Origin of the sequence: Streptomyces nodosus, from assembly GCF_008704995.1 — a bacterium.
Taxonomy (GTDB): Bacteria; Actinomycetota; Actinomycetes; order Streptomycetales; family Streptomycetaceae; genus Streptomyces; species Streptomyces nodosus.
Genome location: NZ_CP023747.1, coordinates 6364061 through 6387671, shown reverse-complemented (window position 1 = coordinate 6387671; position 23611 = coordinate 6364061). Strand labels below are relative to the sequence as shown.

Genomic DNA, 23611 nt, shown 5'->3' with positions numbered 1-23611 from the left:
ACATCGACCACAATTGGACGCTCCGCGTCGCTGAACGGCGCGGCGGGGGCGGGACACGTTTCGGAAGGAACTCGGGGATCCAGTTGAACAGCAGTAAGCACACGGAGTTGGCGAACCACGCGTGGTCCGTCGCCGATCTCCTGCGGGGGGACTACAAGCAGTCCGACTACGGCAAGGTCATCCTGCCGTTCACGGTGCTGCGGCGCCTTGAGTGCGTGCTGGAGCCGACGCGCGAGAAGGTCGCGGAGCTGGCGGAGCAGCACAAGGACAGCGGGATCGACCCGGACCGCTTCCTGCGCCGGGCCGCGGGCCACTCCTTCTACAACAAGTCCGACCTGACCTTGAAGAAGATCGCGGACGACCCGCAGAACGCGGCGCAGAACCTCATGGTGTACGTGGGGGCGTTCTCCGACAACGCGCGGGGCGTCCTGGAACGCTTCGAGTTCGCCCAGCAGATCAAGCGGCTCGACGGCGCGGACCTGCTCTACAAGGTCATCGGCAAGTTCACGGATCTGGACCTGCGTCCCGAGGTCGTGCCCAACCACAACATGGGCTACATCTTCGAGGAACTGATCCGCCGCTTCTCCGAGCAGTCGAACGAGACGGCCGGTGAGCACTTCACGCCGCGTGAGGTCATCCAGCTCATGGTGCGGCTGCTGGTCGCCCCGGACGGCGACGCGCTGCACCTGCCGGGCACGGTCCGTACCGTACTCGACCCGGCCTGCGGCACGGGCGGCATGCTCTCCGCGATGGACGACCTGATCACGGAGCTGAACCCGGACGCCACGGTGGAGGTGTACGGGCAGGAGCTCAACCCCGAGTCGTGGGCGATCTGCCGGTCCGACCTGATGATCAAGGGCCAGGACCCGGAGAACATCGCCTTCGGCAACTCCTTCTCCGACGACGGCCACGCCCGCAAGACCTTCGACTACATGCTGGCCAACCCGCCGTTCGGGGTGGAGTGGAAGAAGGTCAAGGACGAGGTCGAGGCCGAGCACAAGACGCTCGGTGAGGCCGGCCGCTTCGGTGCGGGTCTGCCGCGCATCAACGACGGTTCGCTGCTGTTCCTCCAGCACATGATCGACAAGATGAAGCCGGTGGATGTGAACGGCGGGGGCGGTTCGCGTCTCGCGATCGTCTTCAACGGCTCGCCGTTGTTCACGGGCGCGGCGGGGTCGGGTGAGTCGGAGATCCGCCGCTGGATCCTGGAGAACGACTGGCTGGAGGCCGTCGTGGCCCTGCCGGACCAGCTCTTCTACAACACCGGCATCGCGACGTACTTCTGGATCCTCACGAACCGGAAGAGCCCCGACCACAAGGGCAAGGTCGTGCTGCTCGACGCCCGCGACCAGTGGCAGAAGATGCGTAAGTCGCTGGGTGACAAGCGTAAGGAGTTGAGCAAGGACCACATCGCCACTGTGGTCAAGCTGTACGGCGAGGCCCTGGCCGTGGCGGGGGATGCGGAGCACCCGCTGCACGGCAAGGTGAAGGTCTTCTGGAACGAGGACTTCGGCTACCAGCGGATCACGGTGGAACGGCCGCTGAAGCTGCGGTTCGAGGTGACGGAGGAGAGGCTGGCGGCGCTGGAGGCGTCCAAGGTCATCCAGAAGCTTCCGCAAGCCTCGGCTCTGGCGGATGCCTTCAAGTCCCTGATGGACACGAGCTGGAGCACGAAGCAGGAGGCCTGGCTCGCCTTGAAGGACGCGGTGGTCCAGGCAGGCGGGACGTGGCCGACGGGGGCGCCGTTCAACAAGGCGCTGCGTGAGGTCATCGGGGTACGGGACCCGGAAGGTGAGGTCCAGCTCGTCAAGGGGCAGCCCGAGCCGGACGCGGAGCTCCGGGACTTCGAGAACGTGCCGTTGGGCGAGGACATCGAGGAGTACGTGGCCCGGGAGGTCCACCCGCACGTGCCGGATGCGTGGATCGACCACAGCAAGACGAAGATCGGGTACGAGCTCCCGTTCACGCGGCACTTCTACGTGTACGAGCCGCCGCGGCCGTTGGCGGAGATCGACGCGGAGTTGAAGGCGTTGGAGGCGGAAATTCAGGTGCTTCTGGGGGAGGTGACAGCGTGAAGACTCAACCTTCGACAATTCCGCTCAGATACGTCCTTACCCCTGTGGAGAGAACAGGCTTCGAAACTTCCCAAGTCCTTTCCGTCTACCGCGATCACGGTGTAGTCCCCAAGAACTCACGGAGCGATAACTACAACAAAACCCCAACTGACCTTTCACGCTACCAACTGGTTCAAGCAGGCGACCTCGTTGTCAACAAGATGAAGGCGTGGCAAGGTTCCCTTGGGGTATCTGACCACGAAGGAATCGTTAGCCCCGATTACCTTGTATGTGAGATCGGCGGGCAGGTGCACCCACCTTATCTCCACCATCTATTGAGGTCAGCACCGATTATCGGGGATTTCAAGTCTCGCTCCAAGGGAATCCGCCCAGCACAGTGGCGACTTTACTGGGACGACCTGGCTCAAGTTCGGATCGATCTCCCCCTACTGGAGGAGCAGCGACGCATCGCCGAATTCCTCGACGCCGAGACCATCCGCATCGACCGCGTTCTAGAGCTTCGCAGTGAGCTCGCTGCGCGCCTGATCGAACGTGATAACGCTTTGCGTGATGGCCTACTGGACCGCCTGTTCGAGTCCACAGATACCATTCCTCTACGGAGGTTCATCACTCGAATCGAGCAGGGCGACAGCCCTCAATGCGAGGCAGTTCCGCGCCAGACGAGCACTGAGTGGGGGATACTGAAGCTAAGCTCCGTCAGGCATGGGCAATTTGACCCTGACGAGAATAAGCGCCTCCCCGATCACCTCCGCCCGAACCGCTCCTATTCAGTCGGCCATGGGGACTTTCTCGTGACCAGGGCTAACACGCCCAACCTCGTGGGTGATGTCGCAGTAGTCACAGAAGGGGTCGAGAGGTTGCTCTTGCCTGACCTCATCTATCGAGTGAGACTCACCGACAGCGTAAGCGCAGATTTCGTTGCACAAGTGGCGCTTGGCCGCCGCACCCGCTCCCTCATCGAGTCCGTGGCACGCGGGACGTCGCAGTCAATGGTCAAGCTGCGCGGCGAGGACATCAAGACATGGCCTATTCCGAGTGCCACGAAGGATCAACAGGACAAATTCGTGTCGATCATCGCGCACAGAACTGCCGCCTCTGCCCGCCTGCGCAGCCTCGTAGACCGCCAGGCCAAACTGCTCGCGGAGCGACGTCAGGCCCTCATCACCGCCGCCGTAACCGGCCAGTTCGACGTATCCGCCGCCAGCGGGCGCAACGTAACCGAAGGAGTCTCCGCATGAGCCCCGTGCACGACGAGTCGTCCTTCGGGTCCGCGATCGTTGCCGCCCTCTGCGAGCGAGGTTGGCGGGAGGCGAATCCCGAGGACTATCAGGCTGATCTCGGTCTGGACACCAACGAGCTGTACACCTTCATCGGCGCGACCCAGCCCGATGAGTGGAGCGAGCTGCTCACCGTCTACGGCGGCAACCCCAACGAGGCCCAGCACGGTTTCGCCCAGCGCCTCGACCGGGCCATCGCCGAGGACGGGCTCCTCCACGTCCTCCGCAACGGCGTCAAGGACCGCGGTGTCCGCATCCGCGTCGCCTACTTCAAGCCCAACCTCATCTCCGCCGACTCCGTACTCGACGGCTACCGGGCCAACCGCCTCACCGTCGTCCGGGAACTCCGGTACGCCACCAAGCAGGCGGACTGGGGACACGAGCTCGACCTGACCCTGTTCCTCAACGGCATCCCGGTCGCCACGGCCGAGTTGAAGAACCCGCTCACCGGGCAGGGCGTCGAACAGGCCAAGGAGCAGTACCGTACCGACCGGGATCCGACCGAGCTTATCTTCACGCGGCGCGTGATCGCGAACTTCGCCGTCGACCCGGACCTGGTCTTCGTCAGCACGCAACTGCGCGGCAAGAGCACCCGATTCCTGCCCTTCAACACCGGCTCTAACGGCCCCGGCCAGCCCGGTGGGGCTGGGAACCCGGCCCCCACTGCCCACGGCACGTACGCGACCTCCTACCTCTGGGAACAGGTCTGGCAGCGGGACAACTGGCTCGACCTCCTCCAGCGTTTCGTGCACCAGCAGAAGCACAAGACGCCCGGCGGTGGAACCACCAAGTCGACGATCTTCCCCCGTTTCCACCAGTGGGACGTGGTCCGGAAGCTCACCGCGCACGCGTCAGTGCACGGTGCCGGCCAGAACTACCTGGTGATGGCCTCCGCCGGCTCGGGCAAGTCGAACACCATCGGCTGGCTGGCCCACCGCCTCAGCGACCTGCACGCCCGCAGGGATCCGAGCGTCCTGAGGCCCGATGCCCTCGCCGAGGGCCGTATCAAGCCGGGCGAGCCCGTCTTCGACAAGGTCATCGTCATCACCGACCGCCGCAACCTGGACTCCCAGCTCCGGGAAACCGTCGGCGGATTCAGCCAGACCGACGGCCTGGTCGTGAAGGTCGACGAGAAGCACGGAGCCAAGAGCGAACAGCTCGCCCGCGCCCTCTCCCGGGACACCGGCAAAATCGTCACCGTCACCCTGCACTCGTTCCCCGCGCTGCTCGACTACATCAAGCGCAACCCCACCGAGATCAAGGGCACCCGCTTCGCGATCATCGTCGACGAGGCACACTCCTCGCAGTCCGGCGACGCCGCCACCGCCGTGAAGTCCGCCCTGCGCGACCTCGGCCTGGACGCCGACTCGGACGACGAGGGCGCGACCACCGTCACCCTGAACGACCAGCTGAAGGCGAAGGCGGTGGAACGCTCCCGCGCCGCCAACCTCTCCTACTTCGCCTTCACCGCCACGCCCAAGTCCAAGACGCTCGAACTCTTCGGCACGGAAGGCGTCGAGAACGGAAACACCGTCTATCGCCCCTTCCACACCTACTCCATGCGCCAGGCCATCGAGGAAGGCTTCATCCTCGACCCGCTGCGCAACTACGTCACGTACAACACCTACTGGAAGCTCGCGAACCTCAACCGCGACGAGAAGGAGGTCGACCCCTCCAAGGCAAACAGCCTGCTCGCCCGGTTCGCCCTCATGCACGAGCACACGGTGTCGCAGCACGCCCAGGTGATCGTCGAGCACTTCGTCGCCCACACCCGCGGCCGGCTCGGCGGACGCGCCAAGGCCATGGTGGTCACGGCCTCCCGGCACTCCGCCGTGCAGATGGCCCGCGCCATCCGGAGTTACATCGCCGACCGCGAGTACGACACCAAGTACCCGGACCTCGGTGTCCTGGTCGCCTTCTCCGGGTCCCTCACCATCGACGGCGAGGAGACCACCGAGGTCAAGGAGAACGGCGGTGGCATCTCGGAGAACGCATTGCCGAAGGCCTTCGGCTACACCCGTGCCGACGACAAGGCCGCGAAGGCCGGTGGCAAGGGGCAGCAGGAGTACCGGATCCTGGTCGTCGCCGAGAAGTACCAGACCGGCTTCGACCAGCCGCTCCTCACCACGATGTACGTCAACAAGACACTGACCGGCATCGCGGCCGTGCAGACCCTCTCCCGCCTCAACCGCACCGCCGAACGCAAGTCCCAGGCAGACCTCGCCGTCCTGGACTTCGTCAACGACGCCGAGGACATCCAGGACGCCTTCCGCCCGTACTTCGAGGAGGCGCACACCCTGCCCTCCGATCCCAACCTCCTCTACACGGCCCAGAGCCGCGTCATGTCCGCCCCGATCATCTCGGAGCAGGACATGGACGAGTTCGTCGCCGCGTACTTCGAGGCGCAGGCGAAGGCGGCCGGCTCCCAGTCCAAGTGGGAGAAGCTGCACGCCGAGCTGTACCGGCTCCTGTCCCCCGCCGTCGTCCGCTTCACCGCCCTCCTGGAGAGCGAGGAGGAGGACGACGTCGAGACGGCCGAGGAGTTCCGTGCCAATCTCAACGACTACGTCCGCAAGTACGGCTTCCTCGCACAGATCGTGCCGTACCGCGATGCCGAGTTGGAGCGCCTGTACCTGTACGGGCGTTACCTGCTCAATCGCCTCCCCCGCCTCGCGGACGGCGGAGTCGACATAGGGGAGGTCGACCTGAGTCACCTGCGTGTCGAGAAGACCGGTGAGCACGACGTGTCCCTCAGCCCCGACGGTCCTGCCGAGCTCAAGGGCTTCGGCGACGGCGTCGGCGGCGCGAAGGACCCCGAGAAGTCACTGCTGTCCGAGCTGATCGACAAGTTCAACAGCAAGTTCGGCACGGACTTCACCGAGGAAGACGTTCTGCCGGCCTTCAACGCCACCAAGGAGGACCCGAAGGTCCGGGCCGCCGCCCTCGTCAACGACGAGGAGAACTTCGGCATCGTCTTCGACAAGAAGTTCGAGGAGAACATGATGGACCATGTCTCCACGATCGACACGCTCGGCAAGCGGTACTTCGGTACGGACCGCGACTTCAAGTCCAACCTGGACCGCAGCGCCCGCCGTGCGGCCTGGCGGATGATCCGCCGGGAAGAGGGGCTGGACGACCTCTGACCGCTTGGGGCCCGGTGCCGGTGCGCACCGGGCCCCGACGGTCATGTGTCCGTCGCTCAGCGCCGGGCGGCCATGCGCACGAAGCCGGCCCACGCTTCGGCGCCGAACGCCAGCCTGGCCACTGCGGGCCGCTTCGAGTCCCTGACGAGGATGGCTCCGGAGGTCGGGGCGGCCTCGACGCATTCACCACCGTTGCCTGTGCTGTAGCTGCTCTTTATCCAAGCGGCCTCGGGCACAGCCGCCTTGCTGTGCTGCACGCTCATGTGTCTCCCATCAGTTGCTCGATGAACGCCACCGACTCGCTCGGTGTCAGCGCTTGTGACCGGAGGATGCCATAGCGCGCTTCAAGCGTGCGTACGTACGCAGCGTCGGTGTAGATGCGGCTGTGATCCTGTACTTCCGCGTACGCAAGGCGCTGCCCCTTGTCCGTGTCGATCAGTGTGAAGGGGCCGCCCAACGCGGCGTTGTCTTCACGTTCGATCGGCATGACCTGCACCTCCACGTTCCTAGACTGACTGGTGACGAGGATTTGTTCCAGCGTCTCGCGCATGACTTTCTGGCCGCCGATCGGCCTGCGTAGCACCGCCTCCTCGATCACGAAGCTCATCAAGGGAGCGGGGCGTCGGCACAAGATCTCCTGACGCACCATGCGTGCCTCAAGCCGTTGCTCGATCACCTCGTCTTCCAGTAGCGGCCGCTGCATGTGGAAAACAGCACGCGCGTAGTCTTCCGTCTGCAACAAGCCCGGCACCGCGTACACCGCGTACAGGTTCAAGGCCGCAGCCTTCGCCTCCAGCCGAGCCATGTCCCTGAAGAAGGCCGGATACTGAGCCCTCCCCATCTCCTCCTTCAGGGCGGTCAGCACTCCCCCGGCCCCCAGCACCTCATCCGCCTTCTCGATGAACCGGGCCTGCGGAATCCGCCTCCCCTGCTCGATCGAGGCCACCGTCTCCGGTGAGTACCCCATCCGCTTGCCGAACTCCGGGCGCTCCAGCCCCGCCTGCACCCGCAACAGCTTCAACTGCCGTCCGAACGCGGTGACCACGCCCGCCCCCGGCTCGTCCTCCGGCCTCCGCTGCCCAGCCTCTTCGTCCCGCACGGTCATCTCTCGCGCCTCTCCCCGTACCACCACGTACACGGCCGCACACGCCACGGACGAAAGCCCCGCGTCGGCGCGTCACCACTGGTCACGCTAGGCCACAGGGCGCCACCGTAAGTGCATGACCTCGGCACAATCACCCCTCACGGTGCACAACTTCGCGATGCACCTCCGCCGGGGCCACCCCTCGGGCCGGCAACCGAACCTCGCGGCCGACCTCGTCGCCGACTGATCACCAGGCAGGCGAAACGCCCCGGAACCGTCCGGCGGCGGCTCCCACCGACTCCGCTCCGAAGCCCCCGGAAAGGCCGACGGAGCGGACAGCGGCACCGGTGGCCGGCTCCCAGGAGACGGCCGCCGCCCGGCAGAACCCATGACATTCCCGCCCACAAGGAGGCACCGATGTTCGCCCACTCCGATCGGCTTCCCAGCGGGACGCCGCTGCCCAACGGCGTCAACACCCCCGCGCCATGGGGATTGCGCCGGATGGCGCCGTACCCGGCCTTCGCACCCTCGTACGCCCACGTCGCGCTGGACCCGGCCACCCAGACCGGCCGCTACTTCGACGCCGCCGGACAGGTCGTGGAGATGCCCGGACACGGGACCAGCACAGGCACCAACCCCGCGACCAACACCGGCAACCCTTCCGACGGCGCGGGCCCCGGCGGTGCCGGTGGCGGCGACCAGGACACCGGGAACGACACCGACCAGTGACAGACATGGGTCCGGTTCTGGTCGTCACCAACCTGGACGACCCCACGACCGACCTGGTGATCGACGAACTGCACGGCCGGGGCGTCCCGGTCGTGCGGTTCGACTCCGGGGACTTCCCCGCCACCCTGTCGTTCGCGGCCACCGTCACGTCGAACGGAATCGGAGGCACGCTGAGCACGCCCACGCGCACAGCGGACCTGTCCCGCGTCCGTTCCCTCTACTACCGCAGGCCCTCCGGGTTCGCCTTCCCCCACCTCGACGGTCAGACCGCACGCTTCGCCGTCACGCAGGCACGTTACGGCCTCGGCGGAGTCATGGCCTCGCTGCCCGGCTGCCTGTACGTCAATCACCCGCACCGCATCGGCGACGCCGAGTTCAAGCCGTCCGGGCTTGCCGTCGCAGCCGCTTGCGGATTCCGTCTGCCTCCCACAGCGATCACCTCGGACCCCGACACCGCGCGCACCTTCGTCAAGACCCACCGTCCGGTCATCTACAAGCCACTGTCCACGCCGCTGTACCGAATCGACGGGGTCTCCTGCACCGTCGAGGTACGAGAGGTCACCGCCGATGAAATCGACGGCACGGTGGCCGGCACCGCCCACCTCTTCCAGCAGCGGATCGACAAGACCGGTGACGTGCGCGTCACCGTCATCGGCGATCAGGTGTTCTGCGTCCGCATCGAGTCGGACCTGTTGGACTGGCGCACCGACTACTCACGACTCCGGTACAGCGTCGTCCATCCACCGCGGGGTATCTGCGAGGCCCTGCGCGCCTATCTCGACCACTTCCGGCTCGTCTTCGGCGCTTTCGACTTCGCCGTGGACCGCCAGGGGCAATGGTGGTTCCTGGAGTGCAACCCCTCCGGGCAATGGGCGTGGCTGGAACCGGAGACCGGGCTGCCGATGGTGGCGGCGATGGCGGATCTCCTGGAGAGGAAGACGGCGTGAACGAACAGGAGCTGAGGTCACGGCTCGTCGAGCGACTGACCGACAGCGGACATCTGCGAACCGGGCCCTGGCGGGAGGCCGTGTCCGCGGTTCCGCGCCACGAGTTCCTGCGCGGCGGCTTCTTCCAGCAGGTCGACGGCTCGACGCCCACCGCCTGGGCCCCGGTCATGCCGGACGACCCGCGGTGGCTGGAGGGGTGTTACGACGATGCCTCCCTGGTGACGCAGGTCGCCGGAACGATCGTGCCCGGGGACGTCCACGGGAAGATCATGCGCGCCCCCACGTCGTCCAGCACCATGCCCGGCCTGGTGGTGCGCATGCTCGAAGACCTCCAGGTCGACGCAGGCCACCGTGTGCTCGAGATCGGCACGGGCACCGGCTACTCCACGGCCCTGATGTGTCACCGGCTCGGCGACGATTCGGTGACCTCCGTCGAGGTCGACGAGGACGTTTCCACCCGCGCCCGCATCGCGCTGGGCCAGTGTGGGTTCGCGCCGAACCTGATCGTCGGCGACGGCCTTGCCGGGTACGAGAACGGGGCCCACTACGACCGGGTGATCGCCACCTGCGGGCTCCTCACCGTCCCACGCGAACTGATCGAGCAGACCCGTCCCGGTGGGAGCATGCTCGTGACCCTCGGCGGTTGGCTGTACTCCTCCGAACTGGCCAGGCTCACGGTGCACGAGGACGGCACGGCATCCGGACGCTTCCTCGGTGGACACATCTCCTTCATGCTTGCCAGGCCACAACTGCCGCCGCCCCTGGGGCTGCTCCCCGATCTCGACGAGGGCGACGAGCGACATGCGGTCCTCGGCGCCGACGTGATCGACGACTGGAACACCCGATTCGTCGCCCAGCTCGCCGCGCCACGCGCTCAGTGCGTCCGCCTCACCCGCGAAGGCCGCACGGAACACCTGTTCCTCGACGTCGACACCGGCGCCTGGGCAGTGCTCCGAGAGCACGACGGTCGGTGGGCGGTCCGACAGGGCGGGCCGTCCCGCATCTGGGACGCCGTCGAGGCGCAGATCACCCGGTGGCGCGGCGCCGGGGCGCCGCCGTTGGAGGAGTTCGAGATCACCATCAGGTCCGGACAGCCGGCGGTCACCTGGGCGGGCCGCTGACCCGTGTCCCACGCATGCGCTCCGCCCCCACGAGCACCTCGGGGCGGAGCGCCTCGCTGTGCCGGCCACGGCCTCGGCCGAAGGTCGCACTCTCACCGCCTCGGAGCCGGTCAGGCTCGGCGTCCGGCAAGAACTGCGAAGCGGCCGGTGCGCTGGTCTCTGTCCCGCGTCTCTCGCCCGTACCGCCGCGTACACGACCGCGCGCCGCCACGGACGGTTGTCCGGCGTCGGCGCGTCACCACTGGTCACGGTGTGCCACAGGGCGCCACCGTGAGTGCATGACCGCAACTCAACCACCCCTCACCGCCCGTCTTTTCGCGATGCGCTTCAGCTCCACCCCGCGCGGCGCCCGCCTGGCCCGGCGGCTGTGCGGGCACCGCCTTGACGTCTGGGGAATCCCGTACGGCAGCGACACTCACGACGTCATCACGCTCGTCGCGGCGGAACTGTGTGCCAACGCCGTGCGGCACGGACATGTGGCAGGCCGGGACTTCCACCTCCTCCTCACCGCGGACCCGTCCACTGCGACCGTACGGATCGAGGTCAGCGACACCCGCGGTGAACGTCTCCCGTGCGTCCCACCGGCCGACGGCACCATCGCCGACCCCCTCGAAGACGGCGGACGCGGCCTGCTCCTCGTCGAGGCGCTCGCCGACCGCTGGGGCTGCTCCCCACGCACCGGAGGCGGGCCGGGCAAGACCGTCTGGGCGCAGTTCAGCACCCCTGGTGTGACCCCGACGGCTTAGACGAGCCAGTCCCCGGCGGGCCCGGCTGGACGCGCGGAACCGTACCGGCGAGACTGATCCCCGACCACATCGAAGACCACTTCGGACACTCGACGCGGGCGGGGGCCAGGACCAGGTGCCGGACGTACGACGGATCGCAGGGCGCTACGAGCTGCTGGAGCAGTTCAATCACGGTGGCATGGGGGACGTGTGGCGCGGCTACGACGCCGTACTGGACCGGCCGGTCGCCGTGAAGCTGATCCGGCCCGAGGCCGTGACGTCCCCGCATCTGGCCGAGGAGTTCGAGAAGCGGTTCCGGCGCGAGGCGCGGATCACCGCACGCATTCAGCACCCTGGCGTCCCGCAGGTGTACGACGCGGTGCTCGACGAGTCGTACGAGCAGCTGTTCCTGGTGATGGAACTGGTCGACGGCATCCCACTGACCGCTTACGTGCACCCGGAGCACCCCCTCCCCCTCAGCTGGGCGGTGGCTGTCGCGGCTCAGGTCGCGACCGTGCTGTCGTACGCGCACGACGTACCCGTGGTGCACCGTGACCTGAAGCCGAGCAACATCCTGGTCGCGCGGGACGGCACGGTGAAGGTGCTCGACTTCGGCATCGCGGCCATCCTGCGGACGGACGTCACCAAGCTGACCGCGACGGGCACTCCCATCGGGACGCACCAGTACATGGCGCCGGAACAGGTGCGTGGTGGACGCGTCACGCCGCGCACCGACCTGTACGCACTCGGCTGTGTGCTGCACGAACTGCTCTGCGGGCGACCGCTGTTCAACGGGGACAGCGAGTGGCAGCTGATGATGCAGCAGGTCAGCGCGACCCCGACGCCCCTGCGGGAGCTGCGTGCCGACGTACCGGCGGAGCTGGAGGATCTCGTCCTGCACCTGCTCCTCAAGGCGCCCGAGGCGCGTCCGGCGGACGTGCAGGAGGTGTACGAGCGGTTGCGGCCCTTCCTGCCGGCGCCCGGTGAGGTGTCCGCGCCGGAGGAGTCGGGGCCCGCCGGGACACCCGACCCGACCGGGATCTTCCGCCGTCCCTACGCGCCCCGCTCACGTGCCGGTACCGCGAGCGGGCGGCCTGTCGCACCCGCCGCCGGGTCCGACGCGCCGCCGGTCGTTCCCGCGGCCGAGCGGGAGGCGCTGCGGGAGCAGATCCGCGAGGTCCACGCGCACTACCTCGCTCTGATGGATGAGGAACGGTACGCCCAGGCCGCCGAGGTGGTGGGCGAGATGATCGAGTCGGCCGCACGCGCCCTCGGTTCGGAGAGCAAGGCGGTGCTCGGACTGCGCGTGCGCCGGGCGGTCAGCCGTCAGCTGGCGGGTGACTACCGGGCCGCGCTGCCCGAGTTCGAGGCGCTCGCCGACGCCTACGGACGCGTGAGTGGCCCGAGCAGCGAGGAGGCGCTGGACAGCCGGGCTCAAGCGGCCCGCTGTCGTGGCGAACTGGGCCAGGTGACCGAGGCGCTGGCCGGGCTGAACGGTGTACTCGGCATCGTCCGCTCCGTGGACGGCGACGTGAGCGAGAACGCGGTGGAGCTGCGCCGCGACATCGGCATGCTGCTGCTCGCGCAGGGACGGGCGGCAGATGCCTTCGCCGTCATGGAACCGCTGCACGCGGACCTGTGCATGGTGTTCGGCCCGGACGACGAGCTCACGGCCGAGGTGGCCGAGACACTGGCCGTGATCCGTCTGGACCTCGACGGCGGCGCCCCGGGCTCCTCTTCCTGACCTGACTTTCATCCGTCTCGTAACCCGCTCGGACCCTAGGACCCCCCATGCCGCAGCTTGCCTTCGACATCGGCTTCTTCGCCGAACTGCCCAAGCTTCAGCCCCCGGTCAGGAAAGGCGTCCTCGACGCCTGGGACAAGTTCGACCGGCTCACCCTCGATCAGCTCTTCAAGGATCAGGGGCTGAAGCTGGAGAGCCTGAAGAACGCGGAGGACCAGCAGATCCGGACCATCCGCATCGACCAGTTCTGGCGCGGTGTCGTGCTCGCCCCGCCCTCCGGGGACACCTTCGTCCTGCTGCGGGTCATGCAGCACGACAAGGCCATCGCCTGGGCGAAGAAGCAGAAGTCGAGCATCAACCAGGTGACACGGGCGGTCGAGATCCGGGACGCGGCGACCCTGGACGCGATCACGCCGGCGTACGAGCAGATCGCGGAGACCTCGCCGAAGGAACGGCTGTTCGCAAAGTTCTCGGACGGGGATCTGAAGGCGCTCGGCATCGACGACGAGACGCTGCGGCAGGCGAGAACGCTGGTCGACAAGGAGCAGCTGGAGGTGTTCGCGCCGCTGCTGCCTCAGGACCAGCGCGAAGTGCTGCACTTCCTCGCGGACGGTTGCACGGTCGAGGAGGTGTGGCAGGAGATCGTCGCACCGGCCCTGCAGGCTACGACGCAGCCGCTGGACGCCATGGACTACGAGACGGCGATCCAGCACACCCGGGCACGTATCGCCCTGGTCACGGCCTCGGAGGAACTGCGGGACATCCTCGAGAAGCCGTTCGCGGCTTGGCGGGTCTTCCTGCATCCGTCACAGCGGAAGGTGGCCTACCGGGCGTCCTATTCAGGACCCGCCCAGGTCACCGGCGGGCCCGGCACCGGGAAGACCGTCGTGGCGTTGCACCGCGTCAAGCATCTGCTCGGACATCTGCGCGACGGTGACCGCATCCTTCTCACCACGTACACCAACGCGCTCGTCAATGCTCTCCGTTCGGGCCTGGAGTCCCTGGTCGAGGACCCGGAGTTGCGCGATCGCGTGGACATCTCGACGGTGGACGGCTTCGCAAGCCGTGTCGTCGCCGAGGCGCCGGACGCATTGGCGTTGCGGCCACTGATGAACAACGAGGAGGAGAGCCGCTGGGGCAAGGCCGCCAAGGCGACGGGCTTCACCGGCAGCGCGCAGTTCCTGGCACAGGAGTACCGGCACGTCATCCTGGCCCAGGGCATAAGGTCCCTCGCCGAGTACGAGTCGGCGGACCGGCGTGGCCGCGGAAGCCGGCTGTCCGCGGGCGAGCGGCCTCTGGTCTGGGAGACGGCGGAGCGGTTCACCGCCGGACTGGCCGAGGACGGGGCGCGTACCTGGCTACAGACGTGCGCGGAGGCGGCGCGGCTGCTGGAGGAAAAGGGGCCGCAGTACCGGCACGTCGTGGTGGACGAGGCGCAGGACCTGCATCCGGCGCAGTGGCGTCTGCTGCGCATGGCTGCCCCCGCCCGCCCGGACGACCTGTTCATCGCGGGGGACCCGCATCAGCGCATCTATGGCTCAAAGGTCTCCCTGAAGTCCCTCGGTATCAAGGTGACCGGGCGGTCCGTGAAGCTGCGCAAGAACTACCGCAGCACGCAGGAGATCCTGCGCTGGGCCACGGCGCTGCTCATCGGCCGTCCCATCGCCCAGTTGGAGGACGAGAACCGGAACGAGACGCTGCTGGGGTACCGCTCCGCGTTGCACGGCGACGGGCCCGCACTGCATGCCGCGGAGACCGAGGAAGCGGAGCTGGATACCTTGGTCGCCCAGGTGCGGGCATGGCGGGAGGCGGGTGTCGGCGCCGCGGAGATAGGGGTCAGCGCCAGGTTCAACAAGACGTGCGCGAAGGCGATCGCCCATCTCAAGGACGCCGGTGTCCCCGCCGCATCGCTGCGAGCCGCCGACACCACGGGCGGGTCGGAGGCCGTGCGGGTCGGGACCATGCACTCCTTCAAGGGCCTGGAGTTCCGCTGCGTCGCCGTGATCGGCGCCAACGACGGCGCGCTGCCGTTCTCAAAGGCAGTCACACCGCCAGACATCGATTCCCAACAGCACGAAACCGACATGATGTCCGAGCGCTGCCTGCTGTTCGTGGCCTGCACGAGGGCGCGAGACAGCCTGTACGTCTCCTGGTCCGGCGAGCCCAGCCCGTTCCTCGTCGAGTCCGGCGTCATCGCTGTCTGAGCTGTCGACGGCCTGTCACCATGCAGCAATCCTGGGGCTTTTCTGTTTTGTCATCATCGACGGCTCTGTGGCGGGTCTTCGTTCCGGCGGCCTCGGCCGCCGAAGGCACGTCGCTCATGCAGGTTGCGGGCGGGAGTCCGCGGCCTTGATCGTCTAGGCGGGACCCGCAACTCACGCGTCAGAGCTTCGCCATTGTGGGAGGTGGCGCAGGACGGTGTCAGACTCGGCTGCAGCGGTCTCGAAGTTCGGAGATCACGGCATCCTCACACGCGTTGACAGCACCATCCACCGTGGCCACTCGGTCGGCCGCGTCGAGGATGTCGCTCAGATCCCCTGACTCGGCGTCTATCTCCGTCAGAGAGTCCGCCTTCGAGCGCGGCGTACCTCGCCGCCATCTTGATCCGCTGATCGACGATGGCGTCCGCGGGCCTGCGTACCGTTCCTGGAAGTACTGCCAGTTGACCTTGTCGGTGTAGGAGTTCAGGGCCTGCGCGATGAGCCTGGTGAACCAGTTTGCCCGACTTGATGCCGTCCGCGCCTCTGGTATGGACAACCTCGCTGACGACTCAACACGGTGGCACAGCAGCTAGCACTTCTGTCGACGAATGTCCCGTGAGCCGTAACCCTAGCGCGTCATCATGCGGCTGGTGATGCCATCGCATCGACCCTCAACATGATCGCCTTCACTGCGGCAGCCTGCGTCCCGCACCTGGCAAGCCCGAGTTGGTTCCGCACCGTGAACAGCGCCGTGTCGGCCGCCTGGCCAACTGGTCTTCCAACTCGCCCAGTTCCGCGCGTCGCACCGCGATCCGTTCCACAGCCCCACCTCCATCATGACGATTGACAGCGCTTTCACTGGCGTGCTTAAGTGGTCATGCTTCCAATGATAGCCGGTGGCGCCACCGGAAACACCCGTCCCACATGCCCGTTGGCAGCCGGGCGTCATGGCGTCGCCTCACTCGACGCCCCGCCACCGGTGCCGCGACCTCCGATCCGACTTCCGCACCGAGAGCCGGGCATTCCGCTCCGTCACACGTCAGGAAAGCCGTGAAGATCAAGCGCGTCCACATCGAGAACTTCTGCTGCATTCGCAGCCTCGACGTCTCCTTCGACTCCATCACCTCGCTCATCGGCCCGACGGGTGTCGGCAAGTCCACCGTCCTGCGCGCCCTCGACTGGTTCTTCAACGGCGAGAAGGGCGGCACCCTCGGCGAGGAGGACGTCCACTCGGCTGCGGAGACCCAGCGGATTCGCGTGGAGGTCGAGTTCGACGGGCTCACCGAGTCGGATCGTGTCGCGCTCGGCCACTACGCGCCGCACGGCGTGCACACCTTGAGCATCTGGCGCACCTGGGAGAACGGAGAGGACCGCATCACGGGCAAGGCCTTGGCCTATCTTCCCTTCGAACGGATCCGGCAGGGCGCCGGCAGTCGGGAGAAGACCACCGCGTACAAGGCCTTACGCGAGAGCGACCCGGCACTCGGCCTGCCTGCCGTCCGCAGCTGGGACAACGCCGAGGCCGCGATGCGCTCCTGGGAGGCGACGCACCGTGACCAGCTCACCGAGGCCGAAGTCGAAGGCACGCACTTCTTCGGCTTCGCCGGCCAGGGGCTCCTCGGCAAGCTGATCGACTTCGTCTTCATCTCCGCCGATCTGCGAGCGTACGAGGAAACCGACGACAACAAGACGTCCGTGGTGGGCCGGATCCTCGAGCACGCGGTGGATCGATCGGAGGCGGAAGCCCAGTTCACGGCCATCGACGAGGACGCCCAGGCGGCCCGCGAGAAGGTGCACAAGGAGATCTACGAGCCAGTGCTCGCCAAGTTGTCCGGCGCCCTGTCCGAAGAGGTCGGCCGGTTCACCACCGGACGGGATGTCGTCGTCACGCCGACGGCCCAGGTACCGAAGCGGGCCAGGACCGCGTTCGCCGTCAACATCCGCGACGGAGCGGCCCTCACTCCGGTCCGGCGTCAGGGGCACGGCTTCCAGCGTGCGCTGATCATCGCCGCGCTCAGGTACCTCTCGGACTGCCGCCGTCCTGAGACGGGCACGCGCTCCCTGTGCCTGGCGGTCGAGGAACCCGAGCTGTTCCAGCACCCGGCACAGACCAGGGTTTTCGCGCAGGTACTGCGCAACCTGGTCGAGTCGGCTCAGGACCAGACCCAGGTGATGTACGCGACGCACAGCCCGGTGTTCATCGACCCGAGCGACTACCAGCAGGTCCGCAGGCTGTACCGCGTCGCCACCGGCGAGCACCCCGAGGTATGCCTGCGGGAACTCACTGAAGAACAGTTGCGGCAGTCGCTCGACGGCTATGTGAACGAGAGGTCGATCGCACGGCGAGGTACTACTCGCTACGTGAAGAACCTCGCCGAGGCGATGTTCGCCAATGTCGCCGTCGTGGTCGAGGGCGCGACGGACGAGAGCGTCCTCCTGGCCTTCGCCGAGCGTCAGGGCCTCAACCTGGGAGCCGAAGGCATCTGCGTGCTGAACGCTGAGGGTAAGGACAACATGGTCCTCTGCCACGCCATTCTCACGGGGTTCGACGTGCGCTGCTACCTCGTGTTCGATGCGGACACCGGGCCCAAGAATCTGGAGAATCCGCAGCAGGAGGACAAGGTGCGGAAGTCGGCCGGGAAGAACTTGCGGATCTTTGACTACCTTGGCGCACCCGCTGTGCCGCGTCCCACGACCACGTGCGAAGGGACATACACGGTCTTCGAGGACGACCTCGACACGTACCTCAGCGACCGCTGGCCCGCCTGGGACGCCCGCTGCCAGGAGCTGATCAAGCAGGGTGCCGGCTACGTGCACGGCAAGCACGTACCGACTTACGCCGAGGCCACACGCACCGCCGACGGTGAACCCGACTTGCTCCACGCGCTGCTGGAGAACGTGAGGGCCATGGCAGGGCAGTCGGTGCCCCGGCCCTAGCCTCGACGTGTCGACGCCCAAGGCTTGCTCCTGCTGCCCCTGGGCGACGACTGATCGGCACCAAGCATCGCATCTTCACCGTCGGCCTCAGCGCCGGCCCGAAGGGCGCCGGACACTTCGCCGATGCCTCGCCGGTGCCCTCGCCCGGATCCGTGCGATGCAGGACGCCATCGGAGACCGCTCTTCCTTCCAGAACCTCAAGCGGCACCAGAGGCTTCTGCTGGACACCCGGGATGAGGTCAACACGTGGCTGCAGTCTCATCCCGAGGACTACCGCTGAGGAGCCATGGAGAGGCCTGGTTGCGAGCCCGAGTTCCACGGCCTCGGTGACCGGGGTGCCAGGGGCGTGCCCTTTTCTCCCGTACAGCGGTTTCCCTCTGCGTACACGTACTCAGATCCTGTGGCGACCAGAGCGGATGAGAGCAGGCGGTGCGGAGTTCTAGCCTGCTCTGGTTCAGCGCAGCGTTGCGGTCGCGCATTCACACAGTGAGACACGGGAGGGACCGCCCATGGCGCGGGAGGGGCAAGCTCGTGGGGTTTGACTGGGAGAAGGCCGCCGGGGTTCCGCCCCGGGCCGATGATGCCGATCTACGGATCAGTAAGACACCCTGGACGAGCGCTTCCGGTGTGGCGGACGAACTGCGTACCGCCACGAACAGCGGTCTGGCCGACCTCAAGGAAGCCGGCACCGGCACTGCAAGCGGCACCCAGGGATTCGACTGTACGGCCGCGCTGAGCGAGATCCGCACCACCTGGGAGGCCCGGCTCACCACGGTGCGGAGTGAGTGCGAGCGGCTGCACGGGTCCCTGGCCAGGACCGGAACGCACTTCGGCGAGGTCGACCGGCACGTCAAGGGGCGGGCGGCTGCCGTTCGCATCGGCAACACCCCTGACTGGGCACGGTGAGGCCGGTGCCCACCTGGCAGCAGTTACGGGACGTGAAGCTGTCCCGGTACCGGCACGACGCGGACGGCTGGGGCAAGGTCAGCCGCCGCGCCGACGCGGCCCGCCTCAGGGTGGACCGGGAGATGACGATTCCCGTTCGGTCCACCCAGAAGGGCGAGACAGCCACCAAGGCAGCCGGCGACCTGGATCGCCTCAGCCGCAACTACCGGTACGTCCACGGCGAGTGTGGTCTGGTCCGGACGACATTGGAGTCCCTCGCCGCCGACCTGGAAGGACCTCAACGCAAGTTGAAGCAGGCGCTGGAGGACGCCGAGGCGCTCAAGTTCACGGTGAACGGGGACGGTTCGGTGACGTATCCCGCGCCTGTCTCGATGGACGGCACGTCGTCGCCGGTCCTTCCGGGCCCGTACGCCCCGGGTGCGGGCGGTGGTACGGCGCGAGCGGGCGCCCTGGTCCCCTTTCTTCCCGGCTGGGGCGAGGGCGGCTCCAACGCCAACAAGGCCATGGCCGAGGACATCGCGGAACGTATCGCGAGCGCCGTGCGCCAGGCGAGCGAGATCGACGCGCGCTATGCACCGGTGCTCCGCGCGCTCAAGGCGCCTGCCGGGCTGGATGTCACCGACGACATACTGGTGGATGCCGCGAAGGACATGGGGGCCGTTCGCAAGGCCGTCGGCAACTTCCTTGACGACAAGGGCATCCCGCACGGCAACTCGCCCGCCGAGAACAGGAAGTGGTGGAGCGACCTCACCGACGGGCAGCGCGACGAGTACGCCACGCTCTACCCGGCCGAGATCGGCGCGCTCGACGGCCTGCCGTCCGAAGTACGCGACACCTCCAACCGGCTGGTGCTGGCGGAGACTCGCGCACTGCTGTCGCAGCAGTACGAGCGCCTTGGACCCGAACCTCCGCAGTACGTTCAGGTCGGTGATCCTCCCTCAGCGGTGGTCAATCCCCTGTGGCAGCAGTGGCACAAGAGCGGCGGCGAGCGGTTGCGGGCCCAACTCAAGGGCATGCAAGCGATCCAGGACCGGCTGGACGCGAGCGGCGTGCCCGGCCGGAACGGTGAGCCCGGCCTGCCGCAGGCGTATCTGCTGGGCTTCGACACCAAGGGCGACGGACACGCGATCATCGCCAACGGCAACCCGGACACAGCGGATCACACCGCCGTGTTCGTGCCCGGGACGGGCTCGAAGCTGGAGGATGCCAGCGGCGACATCAGGCGGATGACGGACACATGGCGGCAGACTCAGCAGATGGCACCCGGCAAGGCCACGTCCACCATCACCTGGATCGGCTACGACGCCCCGCAGAATCTCGTCACCGATTCCCCTAGGCCGAGTTACGCCTATGGCGCGGCGCCCAAGCTCAACAGCTTCCTGGACGGCTTGCGGGCCGCCCAGGGCAGTGACGCCGTATGCCTACCGTCACACCACACCACGGTCATCGCGCACAGCTACGGCACCACCGTCGTCGGGGCCGCGGCCAAGGAACACCACATCGCTGCCGACGACATCGTGGTCGCCGGCAGCCCGGGCATGCTGGTGGGCGACGCAAGCGACCTTGGCGTGGGCAGGGACCATGTGTGGTCCGAAGCTGCCGGTGACGATCCCGTGCCCTACATCGGACGGCCGTTTCTCGCGGGCGACAAATGGGGCGTGCACTATTTTCACGGGATTCCCTACAAGGCAGGGCATATCTCGACGATCCCGTCCGACGAGGCGTTCGGGGGGCATCGGATGGATGTGGACACCAGCGGGCACAGCGACTATTGGAACAAGGGGTCACTTTCGCTGAGCAACCAGGCTGCAGTTGTCGTGGGAAAATATGATGACGTTAAGGGAAAAAAGTGATTCCGCGCAGGCATCAACACGCACGACGACAGCTGGCCCTGTGTGCGGCAGCCGGCCTTCTGGTCCTCGTCATGACAGGGTGCTCAAAAAGCATGAACGCAGAAGACACGAACGATGCGACCACCGCCGAACCTACGGTCCTCGCTGTCAACGAGGCCAGAACGAAGGCCAACAACATCTCCAGCCAGATTCTCGATCTGATCGGGATCAAGGAAGGAAAGGTGGCGGGAGGAGGGGCCGGCGTATCCCTCTGTGACGAAGATCCCGATCACCTCTACCTCATGCGCCACCCCTGGTCGATCTACGAAGTAAAACCCGACACGCTGGAGGCAGGTTTCCAACGCCTGCGGGAGAAGCTTCCGAAGAATGGATGGAAAGTCGTCGCATACGGTCGGGACACCAGCGCCAATAAGAATCTCGAACTCACCGCGGATTCAGAGAAAGATCCCTTCTCCGTCAATGTTTCCTTGCACGTCACGGGCCCGTCAGGGACCAAGGAGCCGATGATCCAGGTCAATGTCGTCTCCGGCTGCTTCCGCGCCCCCGAGGGTACGGACCTCAACAAGGAGTTCTGACTCGCTCGCGTCGGTGCGGTGTCCCGCGCCGCGTCCCGGGCAGTGAGCCGCACTGAGATCCCGTCCGCCGAGGAGCAGCACGGATGCGCTCGATTTCACTCCTGCCGCGCCTCGGGGAGGCGTCGGCCGCACCAGGGGCAGAAGTGGATGCCGATGATCGACGTGCCGCCGTCGTGGATGATCAGTCCGTACTCCGGAGGCTCGGCGCTGAAGGCGATCAGTGCGTCCGGGCAGTCGAAGGGGTCGGTGTGCTGGTCGCAGTGGCCGTTGGCGTGGCTTGCCATGGCCGGGCAGCAGTGGTCGATCATGGGCTTCTCTCAGGGGGTGCGGTTCAGTGGGCTGCCAGTACCAGTGCCAGGCCGAGCAGGGCCGGAACGGTCTGGACGAAGAGGATTCTCCGGCTGGCCGTGGCGGCGCCGTATGCGCCGGCCACGGCCACGCACACCAGGAAGAACACCTTCGCCTGGAAGCCCACCGGATCGGACGCCACCGCGCCCCACACCAGACCGGCGGCGAGGAAGCCGTTGTACAGGCCTTGGTTGGCCGCGAGTGCCTTGGACTCGGAGGCGAACTCGGCGGTGGTACCGAAGGCGGCCCGGGCCCTCGGGCCGGTCCACAGGAACATCTCCAGGGCCAGGATGTAGACATGCAGGGCGGCTATGAGCAGTACCACGGTGGTTGCGATGATCGACATGGGTACTAGGTTCACACAAGTTCCCGCGACCGCGCGGGTGTCTCAGGTCTCCTTCTCCGGTGTGTAATCGGCCTCGTCGAGGCCGAAGGTCCAGGCGACGCCCTCGCGGGCGGTCCGGGTGCGGGGTGGGACCCTCAGCCAGTAGGTGCGGTGGGTGCCGTCGGGCTCCGGGGTGGAGTTGACCACCTCGACCATCACCAGCGGCTCGTCCCCCTCCAGTTCGATGCGCCAGAGCACGCCCGCCTTGTCGCGCTGCACGGGTTGGGCGCCGGACTCCTCCAGATAGCGCTCGTAGCCGTAGTGCTCCAGCATCACCCGGCGCAGCTCGGCGTTCTCCTCCTCGCGTATCCGGCGCGGGGTCAGTGCGGCGAGTTCGTCGAGGAAGGCGGCGGGGACCGGCATGCCGCGCCAGGCGTGCAGCGCGAAACCGTCGGGGAAGGCGAGCGCCGGACCGTCCGCTCGGTCGAGCCTGCCCGCCTCGTCCCGGTGCAGCTCCACGGGGCGTTCGGAGACGACCGCGGTCTTCTCGTAGGGCCACCACCAGCCCGCGGCGCGGGCGACCGCGCTGATCCCTTCGAGGGCCTCCGCGCCGTCCTGGCCGTCGAAGGCCGCCAGCCAGGCCGCGTCGTGCTGGCCCAGCACCGCGTCGAGCAGGACCAGCCGGACGGCCTGCTCATCGTCCGCCGCCACGCCGGTCGAGGCCTCGACCACGCCGGTCCGTATGCGTTCGGTCAGGGCGACCGTGACGTCCCACAGCTGAGCGCCCGTGAGGGCCCAGTGCGCGGCCCAGCCGGACGGTCCGAGCCGTTCGAGTACCCGCTCGCGTGCGGCGGCCCAGGGCCGGGTGCGCACCGCGTCGCGTACGCTGCGGCCGGCCGTGCCCTCCGCCGTGAGCCGTGCGGCCAGGGCCACGCCCTCATGGGGCGAGCCCGCCCAGACGATGTGCTCCGGCTCCGGCAGGCCCGCCAGCCGGTAGGCCAGGCACACCCCCTCCTCGGCAGCCGCACGGTCCGCGGGGCCGGTCGCCGACGCCACCTCGCGCCACAGCGCCGTCCTGTCCGTCTGCCCGGTCTCCATGTGTGCGGTCTCGACCTGTGTCGTCATCTCTCCGCTCCTCCGCCTTCTCGATCTGCCGTGTCGGTTCGCTGTCTGGGTTCGCAGTCTCGGTTCACTGCCGCGGTCGTCGGCTCAGTCGGCCACGACGCGCACCGCGCCGGGCGCGTACTCGCGCTGCCGCACCACGCGGTACCAGCCCTTGGGCAGCGATATCGCCGCGTGCTCCTCGTGCACCACCCGTCCGCCGTCCGGGAGCCGGAGGTAGGAGGCGCCGAACGGTCCCGCCTCCCGGACCAGCGTCCCCGGCCCGACGACCGCATGGGCGTGTCCGGTGACCTCGCCGAGGGCCAGCACGAGCCTCCCTCGTGCGTCCCTCGGCTGGTGCGGCAACCGGTCCGTGCCCGGCGGCACGGCCTCCTCCGCCACAGGCACGATCAGGACGTCCCCCTGCCGGTACATACGTGTCTCCCTTCCCCGTCGATCCGTTCAGCCCGTTCGGCCCGTCGCCGATCGATGTCCATGACGTTAAGCGGGGGGTCTGACA

At 67.4% G+C, this 23611-nt stretch carries 19 protein-coding genes; 13 read left to right on the top strand and 6 right to left on the bottom strand.

The window, feature by feature from the left end; genetic code table 11:
* The first annotated feature begins 83 nt into the window (after positions 1-83).
* The 3 genes from CP978_RS28430 to CP978_RS28420 are packed head-to-tail and all read left to right on the top strand — an operon-like array spanning position 84 to position 6495.
* Positions 84-2075, top strand: a complete 1992-nt coding sequence (locus tag CP978_RS28430) for a type I restriction-modification system subunit M (protein WP_043445450.1) — start codon at positions 84-86, stop codon at positions 2073-2075.
* Entirely contained in the window at positions 2072-3313 is a 1242-nt protein-coding gene (locus CP978_RS28425) for a hypothetical protein (protein ID WP_144401500.1), read from the top strand. The genes CP978_RS28430 and CP978_RS28425 overlap by 4 nt, the downstream gene beginning before the upstream one ends.
* On the top strand, positions 3310-6495 hold the full coding sequence (locus tag CP978_RS28420) for a type I restriction endonuclease subunit R (RefSeq protein ID WP_043445446.1): 3186 nt from the start codon (positions 3310-3312) through the stop codon (positions 6493-6495). Before CP978_RS28425 ends, CP978_RS28420 begins: the two co-directional genes overlap by 4 nt.
* Positions 6496-6551: 56 nt before the next feature.
* Here the strand turns inward: CP978_RS28420 and CP978_RS28415 are convergent, their stop codons facing one another.
* Together CP978_RS28415 and CP978_RS28410 are read right to left on the bottom strand one after the other, a co-directional pair.
* Positions 6552-6758 (bottom strand): DUF397 domain-containing protein, encoded by a 207-nt coding sequence (locus CP978_RS28415; RefSeq protein WP_043445443.1) that lies wholly within the window; start codon positions 6756-6758, stop codon positions 6552-6554.
* Positions 6755-7600, bottom strand: a complete 846-nt coding sequence (locus tag CP978_RS28410; protein WP_043445441.1) for a helix-turn-helix domain-containing protein — start codon at positions 7598-7600, stop codon at positions 6755-6757. Before CP978_RS28410 ends, CP978_RS28415 begins: the two co-directional genes overlap by 4 nt.
* 396 nt (positions 7601-7996) lie before the next feature.
* Between CP978_RS28410 and tgmA the strand changes: the two genes are divergently transcribed.
* The 10 genes from tgmA to CP978_RS28355 all read left to right on the top strand — a co-directional run bounded on the left by tgmA (position 7997) and on the right by CP978_RS28355 (position 21317).
* Complete coding sequence (gene tgmA / locus CP978_RS28405) at positions 7997-8308, top strand: putative ATP-grasp-modified RiPP (RefSeq protein ID WP_043445440.1); 312 nt, start codon at positions 7997-7999, stop codon at positions 8306-8308.
* Positions 8305-9255, top strand: coding sequence for an ATP-grasp ribosomal peptide maturase (gene tgmB, locus CP978_RS28400; protein ID WP_174498689.1), 951 nt, complete (start codon positions 8305-8307; stop codon positions 9253-9255). The genes tgmA and tgmB overlap by 4 nt, the downstream gene beginning before the upstream one ends.
* Positions 9252-10376, top strand: a complete 1125-nt coding sequence (gene tgmC, locus CP978_RS28395) for an ATP-grasp peptide maturase system methyltransferase (RefSeq protein ID WP_043445436.1) — start codon at positions 9252-9254, stop codon at positions 10374-10376. Before tgmB ends, tgmC begins: the two co-directional genes overlap by 4 nt.
* A 278-nt stretch (positions 10377-10654) precedes the next feature.
* Positions 10655-11122, top strand: coding sequence for an ATP-binding protein (locus tag CP978_RS28390; protein ID WP_043445434.1), 468 nt, complete (start codon positions 10655-10657; stop codon positions 11120-11122).
* A gap of 178 nt (positions 11123-11300) precedes the next feature.
* On the top strand, positions 11301-12845 hold the full coding sequence (locus tag CP978_RS28385) for a serine/threonine-protein kinase (protein WP_376697997.1): 1545 nt from the start codon (positions 11301-11303) through the stop codon (positions 12843-12845).
* 47 nt (positions 12846-12892) lie between these two features.
* Positions 12893-15049 (top strand): UvrD-helicase domain-containing protein, encoded by a 2157-nt coding sequence (locus tag CP978_RS28380; RefSeq protein WP_043445430.1) that lies wholly within the window; start codon positions 12893-12895, stop codon positions 15047-15049.
* A 1047-nt stretch (positions 15050-16096) separates the two neighbouring features.
* The gene (locus tag CP978_RS28370) at positions 16097-17983 is read left to right on the top strand and encodes an ATP-dependent nuclease (protein WP_043445428.1); all 1887 of its coding nucleotides are present in this window, start codon (positions 16097-16099) and stop codon (positions 17981-17983) included.
* Positions 17984-18514: 531 nt separating this feature from the next.
* Positions 18515-18889 carry a hypothetical protein gene (locus tag CP978_RS28365; protein WP_144401499.1) on the top strand — a complete coding sequence of 125 codons (375 nt, stop codon included), beginning with the start codon at positions 18515-18517 and terminating at the stop codon, positions 18887-18889.
* 5 nt (positions 18890-18894) lie between these two features.
* On the top strand, positions 18895-20742 hold the full coding sequence (locus CP978_RS28360) for an alpha/beta hydrolase (RefSeq protein WP_043445426.1): 1848 nt from the start codon (positions 18895-18897) through the stop codon (positions 20740-20742).
* 92 nt (positions 20743-20834) lie between these two features.
* Complete coding sequence (locus CP978_RS28355) at positions 20835-21317, top strand: hypothetical protein (protein ID WP_052454334.1); 483 nt, start codon at positions 20835-20837, stop codon at positions 21315-21317.
* Positions 21318-21412: 95 nt separating this feature from the next.
* Here CP978_RS28355 and CP978_RS28350 read toward each other — a convergent pair whose 3' ends face one another.
* The 4 genes from CP978_RS28350 to CP978_RS28335 form a co-directional block, all read right to left on the bottom strand.
* Complete coding sequence (locus CP978_RS28350) at positions 21413-21625, bottom strand: DUF6980 family protein (RefSeq protein ID WP_043445424.1); 213 nt, start codon at positions 21623-21625, stop codon at positions 21413-21415.
* Positions 21626-21648: 23 nt separating this feature from the next.
* Complete coding sequence (locus CP978_RS28345; protein WP_043445422.1) at positions 21649-22011, bottom strand: DUF1304 domain-containing protein; 363 nt, start codon at positions 22009-22011, stop codon at positions 21649-21651.
* 42 nt (positions 22012-22053) lie between these two features.
* Positions 22054-23115: a DUF6745 domain-containing protein gene (locus CP978_RS28340; protein WP_227745490.1), complete on the bottom strand. Its 1062-nt coding sequence runs from the start codon at positions 23113-23115 to the stop codon at positions 22054-22056.
* An 84-nt stretch (positions 23116-23199) separates the two neighbouring features.
* Entirely contained in the window at positions 23200-23526 is a 327-nt protein-coding gene (locus CP978_RS28335) for a hypothetical protein (RefSeq protein ID WP_043445420.1), read from the bottom strand.
* Positions 23527-23611: the final 85 nt, after the last annotated feature.

What these genes read in the sequence shown, in the direction of transcription:
- CP978_RS28420 (WP_043445446.1), top strand. Translation starts at nt 3,310, where the DNA reads ATGAGCCCCGTGCACGACGAGTCGTCCTTCGGGTCCGCGATCGTTGCC.
- CP978_RS28355 (WP_052454334.1), top strand. Translation starts at nt 20,835, where the DNA reads ATGAACGCAGAAGACACGAACGATGCGACCACCGCCGAACCTACGGTC.
- CP978_RS28385 (WP_376697997.1), top strand. Translation starts at nt 11,301, where the DNA reads ATGGGGGACGTGTGGCGCGGCTACGACGCCGTACTGGACCGGCCGGTC.
- CP978_RS28335 (WP_043445420.1), bottom strand. Translation starts at nt 23,526, where the DNA reads ATGTACCGGCAGGGGGACGTCCTGATCGTGCCTGTGGCGGAGGAGGCC.
- tgmA (WP_043445440.1), top strand. Translation starts at nt 7,997, where the DNA reads ATGTTCGCCCACTCCGATCGGCTTCCCAGCGGGACGCCGCTGCCCAAC.
- CP978_RS28415 (WP_043445443.1), bottom strand. Translation starts at nt 6,758, where the DNA reads ATGAGCGTGCAGCACAGCAAGGCGGCTGTGCCCGAGGCCGCTTGGATA.
- CP978_RS28350 (WP_043445424.1), bottom strand. Translation starts at nt 21,625, where the DNA reads ATGATCGACCACTGCTGCCCGGCCATGGCAAGCCACGCCAACGGCCAC.
- CP978_RS28380 (WP_043445430.1), top strand. Translation starts at nt 12,893, where the DNA reads ATGCCGCAGCTTGCCTTCGACATCGGCTTCTTCGCCGAACTGCCCAAG.
- CP978_RS28410 (WP_043445441.1), bottom strand. Translation starts at nt 7,600, where the DNA reads ATGACCGTGCGGGACGAAGAGGCTGGGCAGCGGAGGCCGGAGGACGAG.
- CP978_RS28390 (WP_043445434.1), top strand. Translation starts at nt 10,655, where the DNA reads ATGACCGCAACTCAACCACCCCTCACCGCCCGTCTTTTCGCGATGCGC.
- CP978_RS28340 (WP_227745490.1), bottom strand. Translation starts at nt 23,115, where the DNA reads ATGACGACACAGGTCGAGACCGCACACATGGAGACCGGGCAGACGGAC.
- CP978_RS28345 (WP_043445422.1), bottom strand. Translation starts at nt 22,011, where the DNA reads ATGTCGATCATCGCAACCACCGTGGTACTGCTCATAGCCGCCCTGCAT.